Annotated in this window: 32 protein-coding genes; 1 reads left to right on the top strand and 31 read right to left on the bottom strand. The window is 50.4% G+C overall.

Translation table 11 applies throughout. The features are described from left to right. Nucleotides 1-5: 5 nt before the first annotated feature. The 28 genes from rplQ to rpsJ all read right to left on the bottom strand — a co-directional run bounded on the left by rplQ (nt 6) and on the right by rpsJ (nt 13,658). The gene (gene rplQ, locus IM304_RS21945) at nt 6-389 is read right to left on the bottom strand and encodes a 50S ribosomal protein L17 (protein WP_001216368.1); all 384 of its coding nucleotides are present in this window, start codon (nt 387-389) and stop codon (nt 6-8) included. Between the two features lie 40 nt (nt 390-429). Next, nucleotides 430-1,419, bottom strand: a complete 990-nt coding sequence (gene rpoA, locus IM304_RS21940) for a DNA-directed RNA polymerase subunit alpha (RefSeq protein WP_002919219.1) — start codon at nt 1,417-1,419, stop codon at nt 430-432. A gap of 25 nt (nt 1,420-1,444) precedes the next feature. Continuing rightward, a complete protein-coding gene (rpsD, locus tag IM304_RS21935; protein WP_003863314.1) occupies nt 1,445-2,065 on the bottom strand; it encodes a 30S ribosomal protein S4 in 621 nt (206 codons plus the stop codon). A 32-nt stretch (nt 2,066-2,097) separates the two neighbouring features. Next, nucleotides 2,098-2,487, bottom strand: coding sequence for a 30S ribosomal protein S11 (gene rpsK / locus IM304_RS21930; protein ID WP_003863312.1), 390 nt, complete (start codon nt 2,485-2,487; stop codon nt 2,098-2,100). Between the two features lie 16 nt (nt 2,488-2,503). After that, nucleotides 2,504-2,860 (bottom strand): 30S ribosomal protein S13, encoded by a 357-nt coding sequence (gene rpsM / locus IM304_RS21925; RefSeq protein WP_003863308.1) that lies wholly within the window; start codon nt 2,858-2,860, stop codon nt 2,504-2,506. Nucleotides 2,861-3,006: 146 nt separating this feature from the next. Continuing rightward, nucleotides 3,007-3,123, bottom strand: coding sequence for a 50S ribosomal protein L36 (gene rpmJ, locus IM304_RS21920; RefSeq protein ID WP_000868187.1), 117 nt, complete (start codon nt 3,121-3,123; stop codon nt 3,007-3,009). A 31-nt stretch (nt 3,124-3,154) separates the two neighbouring features. Then, nucleotides 3,155-4,486: a preprotein translocase subunit SecY gene (gene secY / locus IM304_RS21915; protein ID WP_003863305.1), complete on the bottom strand. Its 1,332-nt coding sequence runs from the start codon at nt 4,484-4,486 to the stop codon at nt 3,155-3,157. Between the two features lie 7 nt (nt 4,487-4,493). Continuing rightward, nucleotides 4,494-4,928, bottom strand: a complete 435-nt coding sequence (gene rplO, locus IM304_RS21910) for a 50S ribosomal protein L15 (protein ID WP_003863304.1) — start codon at nt 4,926-4,928, stop codon at nt 4,494-4,496. 3 nt (nt 4,929-4,931) lie between these two features. Beyond that, nucleotides 4,932-5,111: a 50S ribosomal protein L30 gene (gene rpmD, locus IM304_RS21905; protein WP_003863301.1), complete on the bottom strand. Its 180-nt coding sequence runs from the start codon at nt 5,109-5,111 to the stop codon at nt 4,932-4,934. Nucleotides 5,112-5,117: 6 nt separating this feature from the next. Next, a complete protein-coding gene (gene rpsE / locus IM304_RS21900; protein ID WP_003863299.1) occupies nt 5,118-5,618 on the bottom strand; it encodes a 30S ribosomal protein S5 in 501 nt (166 codons plus the stop codon). Between the two features lie 14 nt (nt 5,619-5,632). After that, nucleotides 5,633-5,986: a 50S ribosomal protein L18 gene (gene rplR, locus IM304_RS21895; protein WP_003863297.1), complete on the bottom strand. Its 354-nt coding sequence runs from the start codon at nt 5,984-5,986 to the stop codon at nt 5,633-5,635. A gap of 9 nt (nt 5,987-5,995) precedes the next feature. Further along, a complete protein-coding gene (gene rplF / locus IM304_RS21890) occupies nt 5,996-6,529 on the bottom strand; it encodes a 50S ribosomal protein L6 (protein ID WP_003863296.1) in 534 nt (177 codons plus the stop codon). Nucleotides 6,530-6,541: 12 nt separating this feature from the next. Then, a complete protein-coding gene (rpsH, locus tag IM304_RS21885) occupies nt 6,542-6,934 on the bottom strand; it encodes a 30S ribosomal protein S8 (RefSeq protein ID WP_006178918.1) in 393 nt (130 codons plus the stop codon). Nucleotides 6,935-6,964: 30 nt separating this feature from the next. Continuing rightward, nucleotides 6,965-7,270: a 30S ribosomal protein S14 gene (rpsN, locus tag IM304_RS21880; RefSeq protein WP_003863291.1), complete on the bottom strand. Its 306-nt coding sequence runs from the start codon at nt 7,268-7,270 to the stop codon at nt 6,965-6,967. Between the two features lie 14 nt (nt 7,271-7,284). Then, nucleotides 7,285-7,824, bottom strand: a complete 540-nt coding sequence (rplE, locus tag IM304_RS21875; RefSeq protein ID WP_003863290.1) for a 50S ribosomal protein L5 — start codon at nt 7,822-7,824, stop codon at nt 7,285-7,287. Nucleotides 7,825-7,838: 14 nt separating this feature from the next. Beyond that, the gene (gene rplX / locus IM304_RS21870; protein WP_003863287.1) at nt 7,839-8,153 is read right to left on the bottom strand and encodes a 50S ribosomal protein L24; all 315 of its coding nucleotides are present in this window, start codon (nt 8,151-8,153) and stop codon (nt 7,839-7,841) included. 10 nt (nt 8,154-8,163) lie between these two features. Beyond that, nucleotides 8,164-8,535: a 50S ribosomal protein L14 gene (gene rplN, locus IM304_RS21865; protein ID WP_002919748.1), complete on the bottom strand. Its 372-nt coding sequence runs from the start codon at nt 8,533-8,535 to the stop codon at nt 8,164-8,166. 166 nt (nt 8,536-8,701) lie between these two features. Continuing rightward, the gene (gene rpsQ, locus IM304_RS21860) at nt 8,702-8,956 is read right to left on the bottom strand and encodes a 30S ribosomal protein S17 (RefSeq protein ID WP_002438707.1); all 255 of its coding nucleotides are present in this window, start codon (nt 8,954-8,956) and stop codon (nt 8,702-8,704) included. Then, the gene (rpmC, locus tag IM304_RS21855) at nt 8,956-9,147 is read right to left on the bottom strand and encodes a 50S ribosomal protein L29 (RefSeq protein ID WP_003863282.1); all 192 of its coding nucleotides are present in this window, start codon (nt 9,145-9,147) and stop codon (nt 8,956-8,958) included. Before rpmC ends, rpsQ begins: the two co-directional genes overlap by 1 nt. Next, entirely contained in the window at nt 9,147-9,557 is a 411-nt protein-coding gene (gene rplP / locus IM304_RS21850; protein WP_002919759.1) for a 50S ribosomal protein L16, read from the bottom strand. Before rplP ends, rpmC begins: the two co-directional genes overlap by 1 nt. Before the next feature lie 12 nt (nt 9,558-9,569). Further along, nucleotides 9,570-10,271 carry a 30S ribosomal protein S3 gene (rpsC, locus tag IM304_RS21845; RefSeq protein WP_000529945.1) on the bottom strand — a complete coding sequence of 234 codons (702 nt, stop codon included), beginning with the start codon at nt 10,269-10,271 and terminating at the stop codon, nt 9,570-9,572. A gap of 17 nt (nt 10,272-10,288) precedes the next feature. Next, nucleotides 10,289-10,621 (bottom strand): 50S ribosomal protein L22, encoded by a 333-nt coding sequence (gene rplV / locus IM304_RS21840; protein WP_002919773.1) that lies wholly within the window; start codon nt 10,619-10,621, stop codon nt 10,289-10,291. A 14-nt stretch (nt 10,622-10,635) separates the two neighbouring features. Continuing rightward, a complete protein-coding gene (gene rpsS, locus IM304_RS21835; RefSeq protein WP_001138117.1) occupies nt 10,636-10,914 on the bottom strand; it encodes a 30S ribosomal protein S19 in 279 nt (92 codons plus the stop codon). Nucleotides 10,915-10,930: 16 nt separating this feature from the next. Continuing rightward, the gene (rplB, locus tag IM304_RS21830; RefSeq protein ID WP_000301859.1) at nt 10,931-11,752 is read right to left on the bottom strand and encodes a 50S ribosomal protein L2; all 822 of its coding nucleotides are present in this window, start codon (nt 11,750-11,752) and stop codon (nt 10,931-10,933) included. 17 nt (nt 11,753-11,769) lie between these two features. Then, complete coding sequence (gene rplW, locus IM304_RS21825; RefSeq protein WP_000617546.1) at nt 11,770-12,072, bottom strand: 50S ribosomal protein L23; 303 nt, start codon at nt 12,070-12,072, stop codon at nt 11,770-11,772. Next, nucleotides 12,069-12,674 carry a 50S ribosomal protein L4 gene (gene rplD / locus IM304_RS21820; protein WP_000424395.1) on the bottom strand — a complete coding sequence of 202 codons (606 nt, stop codon included), beginning with the start codon at nt 12,672-12,674 and terminating at the stop codon, nt 12,069-12,071. The genes rplW and rplD overlap by 4 nt, the downstream gene beginning before the upstream one ends. A 10-nt stretch (nt 12,675-12,684) precedes the next feature. After that, nucleotides 12,685-13,314, bottom strand: coding sequence for a 50S ribosomal protein L3 (gene rplC, locus IM304_RS21815; RefSeq protein WP_003863274.1), 630 nt, complete (start codon nt 13,312-13,314; stop codon nt 12,685-12,687). Between the two features lie 32 nt (nt 13,315-13,346). After that, complete coding sequence (gene rpsJ / locus IM304_RS21810) at nt 13,347-13,658, bottom strand: 30S ribosomal protein S10 (RefSeq protein ID WP_001181005.1); 312 nt, start codon at nt 13,656-13,658, stop codon at nt 13,347-13,349. Nucleotides 13,659-14,038: 380 nt separating this feature from the next. On the opposite strand from rpsJ, the gene IM304_RS21805 reads away from it, so the two are divergent. Continuing rightward, nucleotides 14,039-14,512 carry an A24 family peptidase gene (locus IM304_RS21805; protein WP_193356726.1) on the top strand — a complete coding sequence of 158 codons (474 nt, stop codon included), beginning with the start codon at nt 14,039-14,041 and terminating at the stop codon, nt 14,510-14,512. Here IM304_RS21805 and bfr read toward each other — a convergent pair. From bfr to IM304_RS21790, 3 genes are all read right to left on the bottom strand, one after another. Further along, entirely contained in the window at nt 14,496-14,972 is a 477-nt protein-coding gene (bfr, locus tag IM304_RS21800) for a bacterioferritin (protein ID WP_028014636.1), read from the bottom strand. The genes IM304_RS21805 and bfr overlap by 17 nt on opposite strands. 72 nt (nt 14,973-15,044) lie before the next feature. Further along, on the bottom strand, nt 15,045-15,239 hold the full coding sequence (bfd, locus tag IM304_RS21795; protein ID WP_003863268.1) for a bacterioferritin-associated ferredoxin: 195 nt from the start codon (nt 15,237-15,239) through the stop codon (nt 15,045-15,047). A 173-nt stretch (nt 15,240-15,412) separates the two neighbouring features. Next, nucleotides 15,413-15,494 (bottom strand): hypothetical protein (locus tag IM304_RS21790; RefSeq protein WP_000340867.1); only part of this gene is annotated, 82 nt, incomplete at its 5' end.

Genomic DNA, 15,494 nt, shown 5'->3' with positions numbered 1-15,494 from the left:
GCAGATTACTCTGCAGCAGCTTCTGCTTTCTCTGAACGATCAACCAGCTCGATGTAAGCCATCGGCGCGTTGTCGCCTGCACGGAAGCCACACTTCAGAATGCGAGTGTAACCACCGGCACGGCTCGCGAAACGCGGGCCCAGTTCGTTAAACAGTTTTGCCACGATCTCGTTATCACGAGTACGGGCGAATGCCAGACGACGATTAGCAACGCTGTCAGTCTTGGCAAGAGTAATCAGCGGCTCAACTACGCGACGCAGCTCTTTCGCTTTAGGCAGGGTCGTCTTGATGATTTCATGACGAACCAGTGAACCTGCCATGTTGCGGAACATAGCCTGGCGATGGCTGCTGTTGCGGTTCAGTTGACGACCACTCTTACGATGGCGCATGACCTTATCCTTCTCAGTAAAACCTTAACCTGTGATCCGGTTACTCGTCAGCAATGCTTGCTGGTGGCCAGTTTTCCAGGCGCATGCCCAGAGACAAACCACGTGAAGCCAGCACGTCTTTAATCTCAGTAAGAGATTTTTTACCCAGGTTCGGCGTTTTCAGCAACTCAACCTCGGTACGCTGTACCAGATCACCGATATAGTGGATAGCTTCTGCCTTGAGGCAGTTAGCAGAGCGGACAGTCAATTCGAGATCGTCAACAGGGCGCAGCAGGATCGGATCGAATTCTGGTTTCTCTTCTTTCACTTCCGGCTGACGTACATCACGTAAGTCAACGAAAGCTTCCAGTTGTTCTGCCAGGATGGTTGCCGCACGACGAATCGCCTCTTCAGGATCGATTGTGCCATTGGTTTCCATTTCGATGACCAGCTTGTCCAGGTCGGTACGCTGTTCTACACGCGCTGCTTCAACATTGTAGGCAATACGCTCTACAGGGCTGTAGCATGCGTCGACCAGCAGACGGCCGATTGGGCGCTCATCTTCTTCCGAATGAATTCGGGCAGAAGCCGGCACATAACCACGACCGCGCTGAACTTTGATACGCATGCTAATAGCTGCGTTCTCATCGGTCAGGTGGCAGATCACGTGCTGCGGCTTGACGATTTCAACATCACCGTCGTGGGTGATGTCGGCTGCAGTCACAGGGCCAATGCCAGATTTATTCAGAGTAAGAATAACTTCATCTTTACCCTGAACTCTCACCGCCAGCCCTTTCAGGTTGAGCAGGATTTCAAGGATATCTTCCTGAACGCCTTCTTTGGTGCTGTACTCATGAAGTACACCATCAATCTCAACCTCGGTCACCGCGCAACCCGGCATCGATGAGAGCAGAATACGGCGCAGTGCGTTACCCAGAGTATGGCCAAAGCCACGCTCTAAAGGCTCAAGGGTCACCTTGGCGTGCGTCGAACTCACTTGCTCGATATCTACCAGGCGCGGTTTTAGAAACTCTGTCACAGAACCCTGCATTGTGTCCTCTCTTTGGTACTAAGCTTTACTTGGAGTAAAGCTCGACGATCAGGTGTTCGTTAATGTCCGCAGACAGATCAGAACGTTCTGGCTGACGCTTGAACGTACCTTCCATCTTGCCAGCATCAACTTCCAGCCAGGTTGGCTTTTCACGCTGCTCAGCCAGCTCCAGAGCGGCTTTCACGCGAGATTGCTTTTTCGCTTTCTCACGAATGCTAACAACGTCATTCGCTTTAACCTGATAAGAAGCGATGTTAACAACACGACCGTTTACCATGATTGCTTTATGGCTAACCAGCTGGCGTGATTCAGCACGAGTCGCGCCGAAGCCCATACGGTATACAACGTTGTCCAGACGACCTTCCAGCAGAGCCAGCAGGTTTTCACCTGTGTTGCCTTTCAGACGTGCTGCTTCTTTATAGTAGTTACGGAACTGACGCTCCAGCACACCGTAGATACGGCGAACTTTTTGCTTTTCACGCAACTGCACACCATAGTCAGACAGACGCGGTTTACGCGCACCGTGCTGGCCAGGAGCTTGTTCAATTTTACACTTGGTATCGATCGCGCGAACGCCAGACTTAAGGAATAAGTCGGTGCCCTCACGACGGCTCAGCTTGAGCTTAGGACCCAAATATCTTGCCATTTTCTATCTCCAACTAACCTAAAAAACGAGCGTTATACGCGACGTTTTTTCGGCGGACGACAACCGTTATGAGGGATCGGAGTCACATCAGTAATATTAGTGATGCGGAAACCAGCGGCGTTCAGAGCGCGAACAGTAGATTCACGACCCGGACCCGGACCTTTAACCATAACTTCCAGATTCTTGATGCCGTATTCTTTTACGGCTTCAGCGCAACGCTCTGCTGCAACCTGAGCTGCGAACGGAGTGGATTTGCGAGAACCACGGAAACCGGAACCACCGGCTGTTGCCCAACCCAATGCGTTACCCTGACGATCAGTAATAGTAACGATGGTGTTGTTGAAAGAAGCATGGATATGAGCCACGCCGTCAGAGACTTGTTTTCTTACACGTTTACGTGCACGAACTGGTGCCTTTGCCATTATTCAATCACCCCGATTATTTCTTGATCGGTTTGCGCGGACCCTTACGGGTACGTGCGTTGGTCTTAGTACGCTGACCGCGCACTGGCAGACCACGACGATGACGCAAACCGCGATAGCAACCAAGATCCATCAGGCGCTTGATGCTCATGCTGATTTCACGGCGCAGATCACCTTCAACGACAAATTTGGCAACTTCGTCACGCAGCGTGTCGATTTGTTCTTCAGACAGCTCACTGATCTTAACATCTTCAGCGATACCCGCTGCAGCCAGAATGGCTTTGGAACGGGTCTTGCCGACGCCGTAGATCGAAGTTAATGCGATCACAGCATGTTTCTGATCAGGAATGTTAATGCCTGCTATACGGGCCACTATGCACTCCTACTATTTAATATGTACGCACCATGCTGAAAAGCCCGTTTTCAGGATACTCAAATGGAAACGTACAGACATACAAAAGATTGGCTGGCTAATCTAGCCAGCTCAACCCAACTTTGCAAGAAAAATATGCGAAATAATCAGCCTTGGCGCTGTTTATGCTTCGGCTCGGCACTGCAAATCACACGGATGACACCATCACGCTTAACGATTTTGCAGTTACGGCATAATTTCTTGACGGAAGCACGAACTTTCATTTTTACTCTCCGTAACTTCTCAGGCGACCAGTTAGCGGCCGTAGCCTTTCAGGTTCGCCTTCTTCAATGCAGACTCATACTGACTGGACATCATCAGAGTTTGCACTTGAGCCATAAAGTCCATAATCACGACCACAACGATAAGCAGTGAGGTCCCACCGAAGTAGAACGGTACTTTCATTGCATCACGCATGAACTCCGGGATCAGGCAGATAAAAGTAATATAAAGCGCACCAACCAAAGTCAGGCGAGTCATTACTTTATCGATATACTTCGCCGTTTGCTCTCCCGGACGAATTCCTGGTACAAATGCACCGGACTTCTTCAGGTTATCTGCTGTTTCACGCGGGTTGAAGACCAACGCCGTGTAGAAGAAACAGAAGAAGATGATCGCAGACGCATAGAGTAACACATAAAGTGGTTGCCCAGGCTGCAAATACAGCGAAATTGTTGTCAGCCAGTTCCAACCAGTACCGCCCCCGAACCATGACGCGATGGTTGCCGGGAACAGAATAATACTGGAAGCGAAGATAGCCGGGATAACCCCCGCCATATTCACTTTCAGCGGTAAATGTGTGCTCTGTGCAGCATAGACACGACGACCTTGCTGACGCTTAGCGTAGTTCACCACGATGCGGCGTTGACCACGTTCAACGAAGACAACAAAGAACGTCACTGCAAATACTAATACTGCAACCAACAGCAACAGGAGGAAGTGCAGGTCGCCTTGACGCGCTTGCTCGATAGTATGGGCGATGGCCGGCGGGAGACCCGCAACGATACCGGCGAAGATAATGATTGAGATACCGTTACCGATACCACGCTCAGTAATCTGTTCGCCGAGCCACATCAGGAACATAGTCCCTGTGACCAGACTTACAACAGCGGTGAAGTAGAATGCAAAGCCTGGGTTTAACACCAGGCCCTGCATACCAGGCATATTCGGTAAACCGGTAGCAATACCGATCGACTGGAATATTGCCAGCACCAGAGTGCCGTAACGGGTGTACTGGCTAATCTTACGACGTCCAGACTCCCCTTCTTTCTTCAGTTCTGCGAGGGCCGGATGAACGACCGTCAGCAACTGGATAATAATCGATGCCGAAATGTACGGCATGATACCCAATGCGAAGATAGAAGCACGGCTGAGAGCACCACCAGAGAACATGTTAAACATTTCAATGATGGTGCCTCGCTGTTGCTCAAGCAGTTTGGCAAGTACAGCGGCATCAATACCAGGGATCGGAATAAAAGAGCCAATACGGAACACAATCAGCGCGCCGATTACAAACAGCAGTCTGCGTTTCAGCTCGCCAAATCCACCTTTGGCACTTTGAAAATCTAATCCCGGTTGCTTAGCCATCTGCTACTTATTCCTCAATTTTACCGCCAGCAGCTTCGATAGCAGCACGAGCACCTTTAGTAACACGCAGGCCACGAACAGTTACCGGAGTAGAAACTTCACCAGCCAGGATCACTTTCGCGAACTCGATCTGGATACCGATAATGTTTGCTGCTTTCAGCGTGTTCAGGTCTACAACGCCGCCTTCAACTTTCGCCAGGTCAGACAGACGGATTTCCGCTGTGATCGCTGCTTTGCGAGAGGTGAAGCCGAACTTCGGCAGACGACGGTACAGTGGCATCTGGCCACCCTCGAAACCGCGACGTACGCCACCGCCAGAACGAGAGTTCTGACCTTTGTGACCACGACCACCGGTTTTGCCGAGGCCAGAACCGATACCACGACCCAGGCGTTTACCCGCCTTTTTAGAGCCTTCGGCCGGAGACAGAGTATTTAAACGCATCTCTTACTCCTCAACTTTAACCATGAAGTAAACCGCGTTGACCATACCACGAACAGCAGGAGTATCCTCGCGCTCAACGGTATGACCAATACGACGCAGACCCAGGCCAAGCAGCGTTGCCTTGTGTTTCGGCAGACGACCGATTGCACTGCGGGTTTGAGTGATTTTAATAGTCTTTGCCATGGTCAATTACCCCAGAATTTCTTCAACGGATTTACCACGCTTGGCAGCGACCATTTCTGGAGAATTCATATTTTCCAGGCCATCAATAGTTGCACGAACCACGTTGATCGGGTTGGTGGAACCATATGCTTTAGCCAGAACGTTATGAACTCCAGCAACTTCCAGAACGGCGCGCATTGCACCACCGGCGATGATACCGGTACCTTCGGAAGCTGGCTGCATGAATACACGAGAACCCGTGTGAACACCCTTAACTGGGTGCTGCAGGGTACCGTTGTTCAGCGCGACGTTAATCATATTGCGACGGGCTTTTTCCATCGCTTTCTGGATCGCTGCTGGAACTTCACGCGCTTTACCGTAACCAAAACCAACGCGACCGTTACCATCGCCAACTACAGTCAGAGCTGTGAAGGAGAAAATACGACCACCTTTAACGGTTTTAGATACGCGGTTTACCGCGATCAGCTTTTCCTGCAGTTCGCCAGCCTGTTTTTCGATGTGAGCCATCTTACACCTCTACCTTAGAACTGAAGGCCAGCTTCACGGGCAGCATCTGCCAGTGCCTGGACACGACCATGATATTGGAACCCGGAACGGTCAAAGGAAACATTGCTGATGCCTTTTTCCAGAGCGCGTTCAGCAACAGCTTTACCTACAGCTGCAGCGGCGTCTTTGTTACCGGTATACTTCAATTGTTCTGAGATAGCTTTTTCTACAGTAGAAGCAGCTACCAGAACTTCAGAACCGTTCGGTGCAATTACCTGTGCGTAAATATGACGCGGGGTACGATGTACCACCAGGCGAGTTGCACCCAGCTCTTTGAGCTTGCGGCGTGCGCGGGTCGCACGACGGATACGAGCAGATTTCTTATCCATAGTGTTACCTTACTTCTTCTTAGCCTCTTTGGTACGCACGACTTCGTCGGCGTAACGAACACCCTTGCCTTTGTAAGGCTCAGGACGACGGTAGGCGCGCAGATCTGCTGCAACCTGACCGATCAGCTGCTTATCAGCGCCTTTCAGCACGATTTCAGTTTGAGTCGGACATTCTGCAGTGATACCGGCCGGCAGCGGATGCTCAACAGGGTGTGAGAAGCCCAGAGACAGGCCTACTGCATTCCCTTTGATAGCTGCACGATAACCTACACCAACCAGCTGAAGCTTTTTAGTGAAGCCTTCGGTAACACCAACAACCATTGAGTTCAGCAGGGCACGCGCGGTACCAGCCTGAGCCCATCCATCCACGAAACCATCACGTGGACCGAAGGTCAGAGCGTTATCTGCATGTTTAACTTCAACAGCTTTGTTGAGGGTACGAGTCAGCTCGCCGTTTTTACCTTTGATCGTAATAACCTGACCGTCGATTTTTACATCAACGCCGGCAGGAATAACGACCGGTGCTTTAGCAACACGAGACATTCTTTCCTCCGATTAGGCTACGTAGCAGATAATTTCGCCACCAAGACCAGCCTGGCGCGCTGCACGATCAGTCATAACACCTTTAGAGGTAGAAACAACTGCGATACCAAGACCAGCCATAACTTTTGGCAGCTCATCTTTTTTCTTATAGATGCGCAGGCCTGGGCGGCTGACACGCTGAATGCTTTCTACAACAGCTTTACCCTGGAAATACTTGAGAGTAAGTTCCAGTTCCGGCTTGGTGTCGCCTTCAACTTTAAAATCTTCGATAAAACCTTCTTCCTTCAGCACGTTGGCAATTGCCACTTTCAGCTTGGCGGAAGGCATGGTGACCGCAACTTTGTTCGCGGCCTGACCGTTACGGATACGGGTCAGCATATCCGCGATCGGATCTTGCATGCTCATCTGTCTTTACTCCCGTGATTCAATTGGTAATTACCAGCTAGCCTTTTTCAAGCCTGGTACTTCACCGCGCATGGCGGCTTCACGCAGTTTGATACGGCTCAACCCAAACTTGCCCACATAACCATGTGGACGACCTGTTTGACGACAGCGGTTACGCTGACGAGACGGGCTGGAATCACGCGGCAGAGACTGCAGCTTGAGAACCGCATTCCAACGATCTTCGTCGGAAGCGTTCACATCAGAAATGATCGCTTTCAGTTCAGCGCGTTTAGCGAAGAATTTATCAGCTAAAGCTACGCGCTTTACTTCGCGTGCTTTCATTGATTGCTTAGCCATTCAGTAACCCTACCTTACTTGCGGAACGGGAAGTCAAAGGCAGCCAGCAGAGCACGGCCTTCTTCATCAGATTTCGCAGTAGTGGTAATGGTAATATCCAAACCACGCACGCGGTCGACTTTATCGTAGTCGATTTCTGGGAAGATGATCTGCTCACGGACACCCATGCTGTAGTTACCACGACCGTCGAAAGACTTAGCGGACAAGCCACGGAAGTCACGGATACGTGGAACAGCAATAGTGATCAGGCGCTCAAGGAACTCCCACATGCGTTCGCCACGCAGAGTTACTTTACAGCCGATCGGATAGCCCTGACGGATTTTGAAGCCTGCAACAGATTTGCGTGCTTTGGTGATCAGCGGTTTTTGACCGGAGATTGCTGTCAGGTCAGCTGCTGCGTTATCCAGCAGTTTCTTGTCAGCGATCGCTTCACCAACACCCATGTTCAGGGTGATCTTCTCGACCCGAGGGACTTGCATGACAGAATTGTAGTTAAACTCAGTCATGAGTTTGTTAACTACTTCGTCTTTGTAGTAATCATGCAGTTTCGCCATCGTACTACTCCAAATTACTTGATAGTTTCGCTGTTAGACTTGAAGAAACGGACTTTTTTACCGTCTTCGAATCTAAAGCCTACACGGTCAGCCTTACCGGTAGCCGCATTGAAGATTGCAACGTTAGAAACCTGAATAGCAGCTTCTTTTTCAACGATGCCGCCTGGTTGGTTCAGGGCCGGAACCGGCTTCTGATGTTTCTTAACCAGGTTGATACCTTCAACGACGAGTTTGCCGGAAGACAGAACATTTTTTACTTTACCGCGTTTACCTTTATCTTTACCGGTTAACACGATAACTTCGTCATCACGACGGATTTTCGCTGCCATGATTCGCTCCTTAGAGTACTTCTGGTGCCAGAGAGATAATTTTCATGAACTTCTCAGTACGAAGTTCACGAGTTACCGGCCCAAAGATACGCGTGCCGATAGGCTGCTCGCTGTTATTGTTTAAAATAACGCATGCATTACCATCGAAGCGAATGACAGAACCGTCAGGGCGACGAACACCCTTCTTGGTGCGCACCACTACCGCCTTCAGCACATCACCTTTTTTGACCTTACCACGTGGAATTGCTTCCTTGATGGTGATCTTGATGATGTCGCCTACGCCTGCGTAGCGACGGTGCGAGCCACCCAGAACCTTGATACACATTACGCGACGTGCACCGGAGTTGTCGGCGACGTTCAGCATAGTCTGTTCTTGGATCATTTTAGTGCTCCGCTAATGTCAACTACTACCTGAGACTCTAAAATCAGAGCCGTTAAAAAGCCCCATATCGAGGGCGCGGCATTATAACACCGCTTCTGCAATATGGGTAGAAAAAATAAACGGCTCATCGCTGAGCCGTTTATTCGTATTGAGAATGCGTACTCTATTACAGAACCGCTTTCTCTACAACGCGAACCAGCGTCCAGGACTTAGTCTTGGACAGTGGACGGCATTCACGGATTTCAACCTTGTCGCCGATACCACATTCGTTGTTCTCGTCATGTACGTGCAGTTTGGTCGTACGCTTGATGAATTTACCGTAGATCGGGTGTTTCACAAAACGTTCGATAGCTACAACAATGGATTTCTCCATTTTATCGCTAACAACACGACCTTGCAGAGTACGGATTTTATCGGTCATTACGCACCCGCCTTCTGAGTCAGTAAAGTCTTAACGCGCGCAACATTGCGACGCACTTGCTTCAGCAGGTGAGTCTGTTGCAGCTGGCCACTTGCAGCCTGCATACGCAGGTTGAACTGCTCACGCAGCAGGTTCAGCAGCTCAGCGTTCAGCTCTTCAACGCTTTTTTCACGCAGCTCTTTTGCTTTCATTACATCACCGTCTTAGTTACAAAGGTGGTTTTGATAGGCAGTTTCGCTGCTGCCAGGCCGAAGGCTTCACGGGCCAGCTCTTCCGGAACACCGTCCATTTCATAAAGGACTTTGCCCGGTTGGATCAAGGCAACCCAGTACTCCACGTTACCTTTACCTTTACCCATACGAACTTCCAGTGGCTTCTCGGTGATCGGTTTGTCCGGGAATACACGGATCCAGATCTTACCTTGACGCTTAACTGCACGGGTCATTGCACGACGTGCTGCTTCGATCTGACGTGCAGTCAGACGACCACGGCCAACAGCTTTCAGACCGAAAGTGCCGAAGCTAACATCCGTACCCTGCGCCAGACCACGGTTGCGGCCTTTGTGCACTTTACGGAATTTTGTACGCTTTGGTTGTAACATCAGCGACGCTCCTTATTTACGGCCTTTACGCTGCTGCTTTTTAGGTTGAGCAGCCGGTTTTTCCGGTTGTTCAACAGCAGCCATACCACCCAGGATCTCACCTTTGAAGATCCATACCTTAACGCCGATTACACCGTAAGTGGTGTGCGCTTCAGAGGTGTTGTAGTCGATGTCAGCACGCAGAGTGTGCAGCGGTACGCGACCTTCGCGGTACCATTCGGTACGTGCGATTTCCGCGCCGCCCAGACGGCCGCTAACTTCAACTTTGATACCTTTAGCGCCCAGACGCATTGCGTTCTGTACAGCACGCTTCATAGCACGACGGAACATAACACGACGTTCCAGCTGAGAAGTGATGCTGTCAGCAACCAATTTAGCGTCCAGTTCAGGCTTACGAACTTCAGCGATATTGATCTGTGCAGGAACGCCAGCGATATCCGCTACGACCTTGCGCAGTTTTTCTACGTCTTCGCCTTTCTTACCGATAACGATGCCAGGGCGAGCAGTGTGAATAGTCACACGGATGCTCTTAGCTGGACGCTCGATAACGATACGAGATACAGACGCTTTAGCCAGTTCCTTAGTCAGGTACTGACGTACTTTAAAATCGCTGTCCAGGTTGTCAGCGAATTCTTTGGTGTTCGCAAACCAGGTAGAGTTCCATGGTTTTACAATACCCAGGCGAATACCATTAGGATGTACTTTCTGACCCATTGCTAGTCTCCAGAGTCTCAGCGATCGGACACAACCACAGTAATGTGGCTGGTGCGCTTCAGGATGCGATCTGCACGACCTTTCGCACGCGGCATAATGCGCTTCATGCTTGGGCCTTCATCTACGAAAATTTTCGCGACTTTCAGATCGTCGATGTCAGCGCCATCGTTGTGTTCAGCGTTAGCAATGGCAGATTCCAGTACTTTCTTGACCAATACCGCAGCTTTCTTGTTGGTATAGGTCAGGATGTCCAGGGCCTGCGACACTTTCTTACCGCGAATCAGGTCAGCAACAAGGCGAACCTTCTGTGCAGAAGAACGAGCATGGCGATGTTGAGCTAAAGTTTCCATCTCTTCCTCCTACCTTATTTCTTCTTCGCTTTTTTATCAGCAGCGTGGCCGCGATAAGTACGAGTCGGTGCGAATTCACCCAGTTTGTGACCAACCATTTCGTCGGTAACAAAGACTGGAACGTGCTGACGACCATTATGGACAGCGATGGTCAAACCGATCATGTTAGGAAAGATCGTTGAACGACGGGACCAAGTGCGCAGGGGCTTCTTGTCTCCGCTTTCCACCGCTTTCTCTACCTTCTTCAGCAAGTGCAGGTCAATAAAAGGACCTTTCTTGAGAGAACGTGGCATGGCTTATCCTCTAAAATTATTTGCTACGGCGACGTACGATAAATTTATCAGTACGCTTGTTGCTGCGGGTCTTCTTACCTTTGGTCTGAACGCCCCACGGAGTTACCGGGTGCTTACCAAAGTTACGACCTTCACCACCACCATGTGGGTGATCGACTGGGTTCATCGCAGTACCGCGAACGGTAGGACGAACACCACGCCAGCGTGCAGCACCAGCTTTACCCAGAACGCGCAGCATATGCTCAGCATTGCCAACTTCGCCCAGAGTAGCGCGGCAGTCTGCTTCGACTTTACGCATTTCACCAGAACGCAGACGCAGGGTGACATAAGCACCATCACGCGCAACGATCTGAACGTAAGTACCAGCGGAACGCGCCAGCTGACCGCCTTTACCTGGTTTCATTTCTACGTTATGAACGGTAGAACCAACCGGGATATTGCGCATCGGCAGGGTGTTGCCTGCTTTGATTGCAGCATCAACGCCAGACTGAATCTGGTCGCCAGCTTTCAGGCCTTTAGGGGCCAGGATGTAACGGCGTTCGCCATCTTTGTACAGAACCAGCGCGATGTTCGCGGAACGGTTCGGATCGTACTCAAGACGCTCAACAACTGCTGGGATACCGTCTTTGTTGCGTTTGAAGTCAACAATACGATAAGCCTGCTTGTGGCCACCACCGATGTGACGAGTGGTGATACGGCCATTGTTGTTACGACCACCGGATTTGCTGTTTTTTTCCAGCAACGGAGCAAAAGGTTTGCCCTTGTGCAGCTCAGGGTTAACCACTTTAACTACGTGGCGACGACCCGGAGATGTCGGTTTACATTTAACAACTGCCATTGTATTACTCCTCCGACTTACTCAGCGCCGCCAACGAAGTCCAGGTTCTGGCCTTCTTTCAGGGTGACGTAAGCTTTTTTCCAGTCGCTACGACGACCGATACGCTGTCCGTGACGTTTAACTTTCCCTTTAACTACCAGGGTGTTAACGACTTCGACTTCGACTTCAAACAGTTTCTGCACAGCAGCTTTGATCTCTGCTTTGGTCGCGTCTTTAGCAACTTTGAGAACGATGGTGTTTGTTTTTTCCATCGCAGTAGACGCTTTTTCAGAAACGTGCGGTGCGCGCAGCACCTTCAGCAGACGTTCTTCACGAATCATGCCAGCATCTCCTCAACTTGCTTAACAGCATCAGCAGTCATTACGACTTTGTCGAAGGCGATCAGGCTAACCGGGTCGATACCAGTCGCGTCGCGTACGTCAACCTTGTGCAGGTTACGCGCGGCCAGGAACAGGTTCTCGTCCAGCTCACCGGTGATGATCAGCACATCTTCCAGAGCCATGTCTTTCAGTTTCTGTGCCAGCAGCTTAGTTTTAGGCGCTTCAACAGAGAACTTCTCGACAACGATCAGACGATCCTGACGTACCAGTTCGGACAGAATGCTTTTCAGCGCGCCGCGGTACATCTTTTTGTTAACTTTTTGACTGTGGTCCTGTGGACGCGCAGCGAAGGTCACGCCACCTGAACGCCAGATCGGGCTCTTGATAGAACCTGAACGCGCACGGCCGGTACCTTTCTGGCGCCATGGCTTTTTGCCAGAACCAGTTACTTCAGCACGAGTCTTCTGAGCACGAGTACCCTGACGAGCACCAGCTGCATAAGCAACAACAACCTGGTGAACCAGCGCTTCGTTGAAATCACGACCGAAGGTAGTTTCGGAAACAGTCAGCGCGCTCTGCGCGTCTTTCAATACTAATTCCATTGCTATCCCCTTACGCCTTCACAGCTGGTTTAACGATCAGGTCGCTACCGGTTGCACCCGGGACCGCACCTTTAACCAGCAGCAGGTTGCGCTCAGCGTCAACACGTACTACGTCCAGGCTCTGAACGGTTACACGTTCGTTACCCAGCTGACCTGCCATTTTCTTGCCTTTGAACACTTTGCCCGGAGTCTGGTTCTGACCGATAGAACCCGGAACACGGTGAGACAAGGAGTTACCGTGGGTAGCGTCCTGGGTACGGAAGTTCCAGCGCTTAACGGTACCAGCAAAACCTTTACCTTTAGAGGTACCGGTTACGTCAACTTTTTTAACGTCAGCAAACAGCTCAACGCTAATGTCCTGACCTACGGTGAACTCTTCGCCTTCAGCAAGACGGAATTCCCACAGACCACGGCCAGCTTCAACGCCAGCTTTAGCGAAGTGACCCGCTTCTGGTTTGGTTACACGGTTAGCTTTTTTAGCACCAGTGGTAACCTGAATAGCGCGGTAGCCATCGTTAGCCAGATCTTTAACCTGAGTAACGCGGTTTGCTTCAACTTCGATTACGGTTACTGGGATAGAAACGCCATCTTCAGTGAAGATGCGGGTCATACCCACTTTTTTACCGACTAAACCAATCATTGTTTCAACCTCTCAATCGCTCGATGACCTGATTAACCCAGGCTGATCTGCACGTCTACACCGGCAGCCAGATCCAGACGCATCAGAGCATCAACGGTTTTCTCAGTTGGCTCAACGATGTCAACCAGACGCTTGTGAGTGCGGATTTCGTACTGATCACGCGCATCTTTGTTAACGTGCGGAGAGATCAGAACGGTAAAGCGCTCTTTGCGGGTCGGCAGCGGGATCGGACCACGGACTTGCGCACCAGTGCGCTTAGCAGTCTCGACGATTTCCGCGGTTGATTGATCGATCAGACGATGATCAAACGCTTTAAGGCGGATACGGATTCTTTGGTTCTGCATGAGACCAGAGCTCCAATTATTTTATAAACGAAAATGATTACTCCTCAAACCCATTACGATTGATGGGAGAGTGTAACCGTTCTTACGTAGCTCCCCAATTGGGAGCATTGTTGAGTAACAAAGTGAGCTACTCTGGTTCAGATTGAACCCGCCGTCAATTACGACAAGCCCGCGCATTATACGTAAATCTGGACAAGACGCAAGTGCCGTTTAGAAATTAAGCGCTAAAGACGCACGATGCGTAAGGTCACGCACTTTTTTATGTAATCGATCCCTTCTCAAGGCTTTATCGGAAGCCGCTACGCAATTGCGGTTTTTGTAAATTGTCGGACATGCAGATTATGGCGAGTATGCGTGCAAACCCTTTTGAGGCCTTTTCCATGGTTATGACCCTCCCCTTTCTGCTGATCTATTTTTCACTGACGGCTGTCCTTATACGTGCAGACATTCGCACCGGGCTTCTTCCTGATAAATTTCTCTGCCCGCTGCTTTGGGCGGGCTTGCTCTATCAGCTCTGTCTCCACCCTGATTTTCTGCCGAGTGCTGTGGTGGGTGCGATGGCGGGATATGCCGGGTTTGCCGCTGTCTATTGGGGCTATCGGCTACTCTGCCGGCGTGAAGGGATGGGCTACGGCGATATTAAATATCTGGCGGCGCTCGGCGCATGGCATGGCTGGTGCGTACTGCCGATGCTGGCATTGGTAGCTGCACTGTTAGCGCTACTTTCCTTTCTGTGTCTCTCGTTGCTTACCCCTGACAAGCAGACATTAAAAAACCCGCTGCCTTTTGGGCCATTTCTGGCGGCAGCGGGTATATGCGTCGGTTGGGAAAACCTGATTAATTTTCCACTTTGATCTGAGACTGAAGATAGTTCTGTAGGCCAATTTTGCTGATGAGATCCAGTTCTGTTTCAAGCCAGTCGATGTGACCTTCTTCATCGGCCAGGATCTGGATCATCATGTCGCGGCTGACATAGTCATGGACGCTGTCCGCATAGGCGATAGCTTCACGCAGATCTTTCGCGCCTTCCAGTTCAAGCCGGAGATCAGAACGCAGCATCTCTTCGACATCTTCTCCGATGCCAAGCTTTCCGAGATCCTGCAGGTTAGGAATGCCTTCAAGGAAGAGAATACGCTCGATGTATTTATCGGCGTGTTTCATCTCATCAATGGACTCATGGTATTCAACATCGTTGAGGCGAGTCAGTCCCCAGTTTTTGAACATTCTTGCATGGAGAAAATACTGGTTGATTGCGACAAGCTCATTTCCCAATAATTTATTGAGATAACTTATGATTTTAACATCACCTTTCATTATATAGTCCCTCCGCTTCCACTCATTGAAGCGTAGAACGGGCTACAGGGATGTCAAAAAAAAGATGGTAGCTTACGCGATCTCTTTGAATTCCGGGATCTGCATCAATTCGTCCTGCATAATCTCACGCGCCGCGCGCACGCATTTACCGCATTGATTTCCCACCGGAACGAACTTGCGAAGCTGCTGAAAAGACTGTGGCTGAAACTGGCGAACGGCCTGACGAATTTTTTTGTCGCTTACACCATTACATAAACAAACGTACATAAAGACTCCCGTTCAAAATATGCGCAAAGTGTAAGTGAGAATGCTTATGATTACAATAGCACATACGCCTGTATGCGGCGCGGGAGGAGACAAAAAATGCGACATGCTGTGACAAGAAAAAGGGCACAAAAAAAAGGACGCCGAAGCGTCCTTTTTATTTCAGGGATAATTAATTAGCCCAGAACTTTAGCAACAACGCCCGCGCCAACGGTACGGCCGCCTTCACGGATTGCGAAACGCAGACCGTCGTCCATC

The sequence above is a fragment of the Enterobacter cloacae complex sp. P40C2 genome (genome assembly GCF_014930695.1).
Taxonomy (GTDB): Bacteria; Pseudomonadota; Gammaproteobacteria; order Enterobacterales; family Enterobacteriaceae; genus Enterobacter; species Enterobacter pasteurii.
This window is presented reverse-complemented; position numbering and strand designations above follow the sequence as displayed.

Excerpts from the sequence above, each read along its gene's own strand:
- rplD (WP_000424395.1), bottom strand. The coding sequence starts at position 12,674 with ATGGAATTAGTATTGAAAGACGCGCAGAGCGCGCTGACTGTTTCCGAA.
- rpsJ (WP_001181005.1), bottom strand. The coding sequence starts at position 13,658 with ATGCAGAACCAAAGAATCCGTATCCGCCTTAAAGCGTTTGATCATCGT.
- secY (WP_003863305.1), bottom strand. The coding sequence starts at position 4,486 with ATGGCTAAGCAACCGGGATTAGATTTTCAAAGTGCCAAAGGTGGATTT.
- bfd (WP_003863268.1), bottom strand. The coding sequence starts at position 15,239 with ATGTACGTTTGTTTATGTAATGGTGTAAGCGACAAAAAAATTCGTCAG.
- rplO (WP_003863304.1), bottom strand. The coding sequence starts at position 4,928 with ATGCGTTTAAATACTCTGTCTCCGGCCGAAGGCTCTAAAAAGGCGGGT.
- rplB (WP_000301859.1), bottom strand. The coding sequence starts at position 11,752 with ATGGCAGTTGTTAAATGTAAACCGACATCTCCGGGTCGTCGCCACGTA.
- rpsC (WP_000529945.1), bottom strand. The coding sequence starts at position 10,271 with ATGGGTCAGAAAGTACATCCTAATGGTATTCGCCTGGGTATTGTAAAA.
- rplC (WP_003863274.1), bottom strand. The coding sequence starts at position 13,314 with ATGATTGGTTTAGTCGGTAAAAAAGTGGGTATGACCCGCATCTTCACT.
- rplR (WP_003863297.1), bottom strand. The coding sequence starts at position 5,986 with ATGGATAAGAAATCTGCTCGTATCCGTCGTGCGACCCGCGCACGCCGC.
- rpsH (WP_006178918.1), bottom strand. The coding sequence starts at position 6,934 with ATGAGCATGCAAGATCCGATCGCGGATATGCTGACCCGTATCCGTAAC.
- rpsK (WP_003863312.1), bottom strand. The coding sequence starts at position 2,487 with ATGGCAAAGGCACCAGTTCGTGCACGTAAACGTGTAAGAAAACAAGTC.
- bfr (WP_028014636.1), bottom strand. The coding sequence starts at position 14,972 with ATGAAAGGTGATGTTAAAATCATAAGTTATCTCAATAAATTATTGGGA.
- rplE (WP_003863290.1), bottom strand. The coding sequence starts at position 7,824 with ATGGCGAAACTGCATGATTACTACAAAGACGAAGTAGTTAACAAACTC.
- rpsE (WP_003863299.1), bottom strand. The coding sequence starts at position 5,618 with ATGGCTCACATCGAAAAACAGGCTGGCGAACTGCAGGAAAAGCTGATC.
- rpsQ (WP_002438707.1), bottom strand. The coding sequence starts at position 8,956 with ATGACCGATAAAATCCGTACTCTGCAAGGTCGTGTTGTTAGCGATAAA.
- rpmD (WP_003863301.1), bottom strand. The coding sequence starts at position 5,111 with ATGGCAAAGACTATTAAAATCACTCAAACCCGCAGTGCAATCGGTCGT.
- IM304_RS21805 (WP_193356726.1), top strand. The coding sequence starts at position 14,039 with ATGGTTATGACCCTCCCCTTTCTGCTGATCTATTTTTCACTGACGGCT.
- rplQ (WP_001216368.1), bottom strand. The coding sequence starts at position 389 with ATGCGCCATCGTAAGAGTGGTCGTCAACTGAACCGCAACAGCAGCCAT.
- rplF (WP_003863296.1), bottom strand. The coding sequence starts at position 6,529 with ATGTCTCGTGTTGCTAAAGCACCGGTCGTTATTCCTGCCGGCGTTGAT.
- rplN (WP_002919748.1), bottom strand. The coding sequence starts at position 8,535 with ATGATCCAAGAACAGACTATGCTGAACGTCGCCGACAACTCCGGTGCA.
- rplW (WP_000617546.1), bottom strand. The coding sequence starts at position 12,072 with ATGATTCGTGAAGAACGTCTGCTGAAGGTGCTGCGCGCACCGCACGTT.
- rpmC (WP_003863282.1), bottom strand. The coding sequence starts at position 9,147 with ATGAAAGCAAAAGAGCTGCGTGAAAAAAGCGTTGAAGAGCTGAACGCT.
- rpmJ (WP_000868187.1), bottom strand. The coding sequence starts at position 3,123 with ATGAAAGTTCGTGCTTCCGTCAAGAAATTATGCCGTAACTGCAAAATC.
- rplX (WP_003863287.1), bottom strand. The coding sequence starts at position 8,153 with ATGGCAGCGAAAATCCGTCGTGATGACGAAGTTATCGTGTTAACCGGT.
- rplV (WP_002919773.1), bottom strand. The coding sequence starts at position 10,621 with ATGGAAACTTTAGCTCAACATCGCCATGCTCGTTCTTCTGCACAGAAG.
- rpsD (WP_003863314.1), bottom strand. The coding sequence starts at position 2,065 with ATGGCAAGATATTTGGGTCCTAAGCTCAAGCTGAGCCGTCGTGAGGGC.
- rpsN (WP_003863291.1), bottom strand. The coding sequence starts at position 7,270 with ATGGCTAAGCAATCAATGAAAGCACGCGAAGTAAAGCGCGTAGCTTTA.
- rplP (WP_002919759.1), bottom strand. The coding sequence starts at position 9,557 with ATGTTACAACCAAAGCGTACAAAATTCCGTAAAGTGCACAAAGGCCGC.
- rpsS (WP_001138117.1), bottom strand. The coding sequence starts at position 10,914 with ATGCCACGTTCTCTCAAGAAAGGTCCTTTTATTGACCTGCACTTGCTG.
- rpoA (WP_002919219.1), bottom strand. The coding sequence starts at position 1,419 with ATGCAGGGTTCTGTGACAGAGTTTCTAAAACCGCGCCTGGTAGATATC.